Source organism: Wolbachia endosymbiont of Tuta absoluta, assembly GCF_059414725.1.
Genome location: NZ_JBNRJY010000381.1, coordinates 1 through 6,081, shown reverse-complemented (window position 1 = coordinate 6,081; position 6,081 = coordinate 1). Strand labels below are relative to the sequence as shown.

6 protein-coding genes and 2 pseudogenes are annotated in these 6,081 nt (G+C 34.2%); 4 read left to right on the top strand and 4 right to left on the bottom strand.

Annotated elements, in window-relative coordinates:
• A pseudogene (locus ACJ5GX_RS04075) lies at window positions 1-77 on the bottom strand (TIGR02281 family clan AA aspartic protease); the annotation flags it as partial.
• 119 nt (window positions 78-196) lie between these two features.
• On the opposite strand from ACJ5GX_RS04075, the pseudogene ACJ5GX_RS04070 reads away from it, so the two are divergent.
• Window positions 197-505, top strand: a pseudogene (locus tag ACJ5GX_RS04070) (TIGR02281 family clan AA aspartic protease); the annotation flags it as partial.
• 5 nt (window positions 506-510) lie between these two features.
• On the opposite strand, the gene secF reads toward ACJ5GX_RS04070, so the two are convergent.
• Complete coding sequence (secF, locus tag ACJ5GX_RS04065; protein WP_007302794.1) at window positions 511-1,386, bottom strand: protein translocase subunit SecF; 876 nt, start codon at window positions 1,384-1,386, stop codon at window positions 511-513.
• 157 nt (window positions 1,387-1,543) lie between these two features.
• Window positions 1,544-2,926, bottom strand: a complete 1,383-nt coding sequence (dnaA, locus tag ACJ5GX_RS04060) for a chromosomal replication initiator protein DnaA (protein ID WP_012481713.1) — start codon at window positions 2,924-2,926, stop codon at window positions 1,544-1,546.
• Between the two features lie 326 nt (window positions 2,927-3,252).
• On the opposite strand from dnaA, the gene ACJ5GX_RS04055 reads away from it, so the two are divergent.
• Complete coding sequence (locus ACJ5GX_RS04055; protein WP_007302792.1) at window positions 3,253-3,990, top strand: type I glutamate--ammonia ligase; 738 nt, start codon at window positions 3,253-3,255, stop codon at window positions 3,988-3,990.
• A 3-nt stretch (window positions 3,991-3,993) separates the two neighbouring features.
• Here the strand turns inward: ACJ5GX_RS04055 and ACJ5GX_RS04050 are convergent, their stop codons facing one another.
• A complete protein-coding gene (locus ACJ5GX_RS04050; RefSeq protein WP_007302791.1) occupies window positions 3,994-4,644 on the bottom strand; it encodes a hypothetical protein in 651 nt (216 codons plus the stop codon).
• A gap of 152 nt (window positions 4,645-4,796) precedes the next feature.
• On the opposite strand from ACJ5GX_RS04050, the gene ACJ5GX_RS04045 reads away from it, so the two are divergent.
• A complete protein-coding gene (locus ACJ5GX_RS04045; RefSeq protein ID WP_495292730.1) occupies window positions 4,797-5,090 on the top strand; it encodes an efflux RND transporter permease subunit in 294 nt (97 codons plus the stop codon).
• Window positions 5,091-5,660: 570 nt separating this feature from the next.
• Window positions 5,661-5,813 carry a CRISPR-associated protein Cas5 gene (gene cas5 / locus ACJ5GX_RS04040; RefSeq protein WP_495292729.1) on the top strand — a complete coding sequence of 51 codons (153 nt, stop codon included), beginning with the start codon at window positions 5,661-5,663 and terminating at the stop codon, window positions 5,811-5,813.
• The last annotated feature ends 268 nt before the right edge of the window (window positions 5,814-6,081 follow it).

Below are 6,081 nucleotides of genomic sequence, written 5' to 3'. Positions count from 1 at the left end.
CCAGCATGTAACGCATCTTTTTGCGATAGAACAATATCAGTTGCTCCGGTATCAAGCAAAAACGTTATATTACGATCGATCCTTCAAGCATGTTATTGGTTAAATTAACTCTCTGTTCTCTAGTAGAATTAATGCTAGCATCAACTATTTCATCCATTTCTACATCTTTTCTATTTTTTTTATACTCTCGAATCCGATCGATCGTAATATAACGTTTTTGCTTGATACCGGAGCAACTGATATTGTTCTATCGCAAAAAGATGCGTTACATGCTGGTATTAACTTACAAAACATTCAAGACTTTAAAATATATGAAACTGCAAAAGGTCAAATAAAAGCTGGTGTTGTTCACATCCCTCAAGTTAAAATAGGAAATTTTTTAATTAATGATGTACACGCTAGTGTTAATACTCACTCTATGTCCCATTCATTACTTGGTATGAGCTTTTTGAGATATTTTCATTTCACTATTAGGGATAATAAGCTAATATTATATCGTAGTTAAACGTTCTATACTCTACTTATCAACGCTCTGCAGGTCAATATAGGAGCAGAGATAAATATTGCAGAACAGGTGCCGATTGCAATGCCAAAAGAAATGATTAAGCAGAAGTCTCTGACCACACCTGTACAAATCAGCACTAAAGGAAGAGCAGCAAGAAGAGTAGTACCTGAAGTTAACATAGTACGAAATAGTGTAGAATTAATGCTAGCATCAACTATTTCATCCATTTCTACATCTTTTCTATTTTTTTTATACTCTCGAATCCGATCGTATATAACCACTGAATTATTGATTGAATAGCCAATCACGGTAAGTAGAGCTGCAACTGATGAAATATTAAACTCAATACTCGTTAAGCTGATAAAGCCAAGAGTTAAAATCACATCATGGATCAGTGCCATTATTCCACCAAGTCCACACTGCCAGCTAAATCTAAGCCAAACATAAAAAAATATTCCAATAATTGCAATTAACATGGCTGATATCCCTTCAAATATCTGCGTTGAGCCTATTTGTGGACCAACATAATCTATTTTACGATAAGTTACTAAATTACCTAATTTGCTTTCTAATATACTTTTAACCTTTTTAATTTTATCTTCATCTCCCTCATCTTTAAACCGCACAACTAAGTTATCACCAGCTTTTGAACTCTGTATCGTAAATCCACTCTCTTTTAATATACCGAGAATAGCATCATCCTTGCTTGAAGATTTTATCTCTATCAAAATTCCACCTGTAAAGTCTATACCCAAATTCATTCCACGCAGCATAAAAGTAAGCATTGAAAAAATGATAAGAATAACGCTAACAAGTGCTGTCAAATTTCTATATTTACTAAATCTTATATCAAGATTATCTGGAATAAGTCTAATTGCCATATTTCCTACTTAAATTGTGATTTTATATACTTTTTAAGCAATCGACTAGCTATTTTCTCTTAGCTTATACTAATAATGATCTTTGATTTACTTAATCTACTTGAACAAGATATTTGATCAAAAAAATGAAAACAGCCTGGTTGTCATTAATAAAGTGCTACTTAAACATCTTTTTTAATCGATTGATTTCATCAGCAAATTTTGGGTCAGTTCTTATGAAATTTTCCACTTGTTTGACTGCGTGTATAACAGTAGCATGATCTCTACCACCAAAATTTCTTCCAATATCTGGTAAACTTTTTTGCGTAAACTTCTTTGCGAAATACATAGCTATTTGTCTCGGCCTCGCAAGACTGCGGAGCCTTCTATTAGATTGCATATCTGCAATCTTTATATTGAAAAATTCAGCTATTTTTTTCTGTATTTCTTCTATTGTGATTGACCTATGATTTGACCTAAGAAGATCAATTAGGGTCTCACTAGCTGATTCTACTGTCATGCTTCTTCCAATTAAAGAGGTATGAGCAACCTTATTTAATGCTCCTTCTAGTTCTCTTATATTGGATTTTATATTCCTTGCCAAAAATTCTAGGACATCCTTTGGAACATACATATTCATTCGTTCCACTTTCGCCTGCAATATACCAAGTCTTAATTCAAAAGTTGTTTCATTAATATCTGCAACTAATCCCCAACCAAGTCGTGATTTTATTCTTTCTTCTACTCCATCAAGATCACTAGGAGACCTATCAGCTGATATAACCAATTGTTTATTTTGGTCTATCAATGCATTGAAAGTGTGAAAAAATTCTTCTTGTGTACTATCTTTACCACTGATAAATTGCACATCATCTACCATCAATACATCTACTGATCTAAATTGCTCTTTAAATAACATAATATCTTTGCTCCGCAGCGCCGTAATATATTGATACATAAATTTCTCTGCTGATAAATATACCACTTTTCTTTTTGCTGACGGAGAATTAACTATGTCCCAAGCTATAGCATGCATTAAATGTGTTTTACCAAGTCCCACTCCACCATATAGAAATAAAGGGTTGCTTCCTGATATTGGATCTATAGATTCCGCTACACGCTTTGCCGCTGTAAATGCTAACTCATTTGACTTTCCTACCACAAAATTATCAAAAGTGAATCTGGTATCTAGTGGTGAACCAAGATTATGATTATTTTCCTCTCTATTTTTTAGTATCGTATTAGAATTTGAATTTCTTTCTTCAATTAATTGAATATCAATAGAACATACACTTTGATCTTCGCTTTGCCATAATGACAATATTTTTTCCATGTAGTGAACTGTAATCCACTCCTTTATAAATCTTGTTGGTACAGACAACAAAACTTCTCCATTTCTGTTGCTGATAAATCTTAGTGAACTCAGCCAGCTGTTATATGTTGCTTCTCCATAGAGATTATGGAGATAATTTTGGATTTTTTCCCAAGTAACATTGTGGTCCGTTACTGTAATAATCTGATCAAAAAACATAGTAGAAACCTTAGGGTTAGTTAAGTTCATATACCACACCAAGAAAGAATAATAATCAGAAAGATGCAAGATAATCAATAGCTTACTGTAAGATAAAAAGCTAACACTACTTAATACATATCTAAAATTATGAGGATTTTTTGACGAGTTGTAAAGAGTATAAAAGCACTAAAATTGATCATTTTTTTGAAATAAAAACAATCAATTTGTAAATGTCGCTTGTACCGAGGATTAGAAGTATGTTATTAAAAAATAGTAATATATTATGTATAAATAAGATATTCAATTTACTGATAAATAAGTAAAGTACTTGTATAAATATAGCTGATTTAGTATAAATTTATTGAAGTAAATTTGTGATTATATTAAGTAATTTGAGTCATAATACTGTATTCGGTATTGAACTGGAGTTTTACACTGAGGGAATAAAAAAAGAATATTTATTTCTGAATAGCATCAAAAATAAAATAGCTTCTCTTGGATTTTTTTGTGAGAAAGAGAGTTCTTTAAACCAATACGAGATAAAAAGTGATTGTTATACGAGTCCTGATAATTTAATTATGCATTTTGAGTTAGTAAAAAAATTACTGATTGGAACAGCACAAGAGTTCGATGGTAATGTTTCTTTTAAAGCAAAACCTTATTTGGATAGAGCAGGCAGCGCACTAAATGTACATGTTAGCCTCATGGATTCAAATAATAATAACTTATTTTATGGCAATAAGCAAAAATATAGTGACCACCTGATTCACAGCATAGGTGGATTATGTGCAATGATGAAAAAACATATGTTGTTTTTTGCTCCAAATGATGATTCATATTTAAGATTTCAGTACCCAGATATTCATACTCCAACTACGATTAGTTGGGGAGTGAATAACAGAACTGCTGCGATAAGAATTCCCTATTTTGGCAACGATTCCAAAAGATGCCGCCTAGAGCACCGTGTTCCTGGAGCAGATTGTAACCTTGAAAAAGTACTCACAGCAATAATTGAAGGTATAGTTTTTGGTATAGAGAACAAAATTGCTCCGCCAAATAGAGTGTATGGCATTGCATCTGATCCTCAATATAAGATGGAGAGTTTGATATAGCAACTACCTGTTAAACCCTAACCCATTAAACTCCTTTGAGGTAATTGGCCATTCTAGCACTTTCCTCACATCATTATTTACATTCCCATACTGTAATAGCAAGTCTGCAGCAGATAGTTTCTGCGTACTTTTAGATGATCCAAGCCCTATATTGGTAAGGTTGCTCGGTGGCTGCTCAGGAAGTGGATTACCAAGTGCATCCATGTGTTTAGGTAAAGGTTCCATAACAATATTTGTAGCACTAGAAACGAAATGACTATCTGTAGTATCAGCACTTTTAGAAAGTGAATTACCTTTGAAATCCATATGTTTAGGTAGTCCATTTTTCATTTCTTCTTCTGCTCTTTTATTTTTTAATTCTTCTTCTAGCTCAGTTTCAGTTCTTTTTGGTTCTTTTACGGTATCTTTTTCTTCACCTTCATCAACACTGCTATACCCTTCATCTTCTGACATATCATCAGTTTTAACAGACTTAGGTCTTGCTTTATTAAGCAATGAAAGTAATGCGTAAGTAACTGCAGCAGCAGTAACTATAATGGCTATCTTTGCAGCAATGTGAATCATTGTTAAAAATACTAAAGTTGATGAAACACCAACCAACCCAGATACGATCGCTTTATTCTTGCCTTCTATCACACTTAAAACTGCTACCACAATAATCCCTCAAGTACCATACTAAAGTCATATTATATAGAAATTTTCTTACGCTTGCAAAACTGTAAAAATTTTAATCATTTACATAAAGCTATATGAGGATTAATTAATATATAATTTATCTTAGCTATAATATGATATAAATACGTATAATGTTTGGCATGAAAAGCTTACTTGTAGAGAGGAATAGAACAGTAATATTATTGCTTATCGTGATTTTTACCTTCGGCTCATACACTTATATAAAGATGCCAAGAGAAAGCAATCCTGATATACAGATTCCTATAATTAGTGTATTTGTCGGGTTTCCTGGTATTTCTGTCGAGGATAGTGAAAAGCTATTAGTGCTTCCTATAGAAAATGAACTAAGATCGATCACGAACTATATCGAACCTACAACTGACAATGATTATCCATACCCCAAAGAATTTGTAACAGAGACTTGAAGACTTATATTTTGTTCTAAACTATTTCAGCGGAGCTCCGAGTTTACCAGGAGAGGAAAAGAGCAGTTTTTAATAGTCGATACCCTTTATTGTATAAAGGTTGTATGAAATGTTGTGAGACAAGGCCGCGGGCAACATCTACCTAGACGATATAAAAACTAAAAGAAAAAACAGCGTGAGGCAAAGAGCTTAATTATGAATTACTGATCAATAAATCGATGTCGTCCGTCCCAGGGAGCATAGCACGCATACCAGAGCAGTAGGGTTGCCACGTGCAACTAATTAGTAAAAAAAAATTAATCTTACGACAAATTCTTTTAGAATCTTTTTGGTCATATATTATGTAGTACCAATGAAAGGTATCGATGAAGATAAAGAATTCAGATTCAGATTCTTTATTCAGGTTAAACAACAGGAATGCGTTTTTTTTAGTTCTGGACTCTACATGCCGTGTGATGCCGGCTTAGAATAGCATCACCCCATTTGTTGCCCGTGGGAGTCGTAGGAGGCGACTAAGGGACTTGAGGGTGTGTATTGCAGTTTTAGGCGATGGGCTGACAACCTGTCACTATGGCGATACACAATTTTCCGGATGACCCTCAAATGTTTGTCAGACGTGGCGTAAGTCCGTTTTATGCGGCCACTTATGCTCTGCCTACCCCGCAAGGGATTATAGGCGTGATATGTGTTTTTGTGTTTTGTGTGTGGACTCTACAATTTTAGCCCCGGGGCTTTGATATCTACACCTGACTGTGGGGAGCAGGAGCTCACCCGGAAAAGAATGTGAATCACTTGGGTATCAGTAAGCAACTGTTTTATTAGATAACAGGTCGTCATAATGTCAAATTGTCAACCTGTCAGTTCGTCCGCCGGCCAGGATCGTGTCCTCTCCAGCCAGCGTCACTGCCCGAAAAGGTCTTATGAATAAAACCCATACCATACAAACATAGGTTTAAAGAAAGGTTGTTCATGATTTAGAGGACTTCTGATC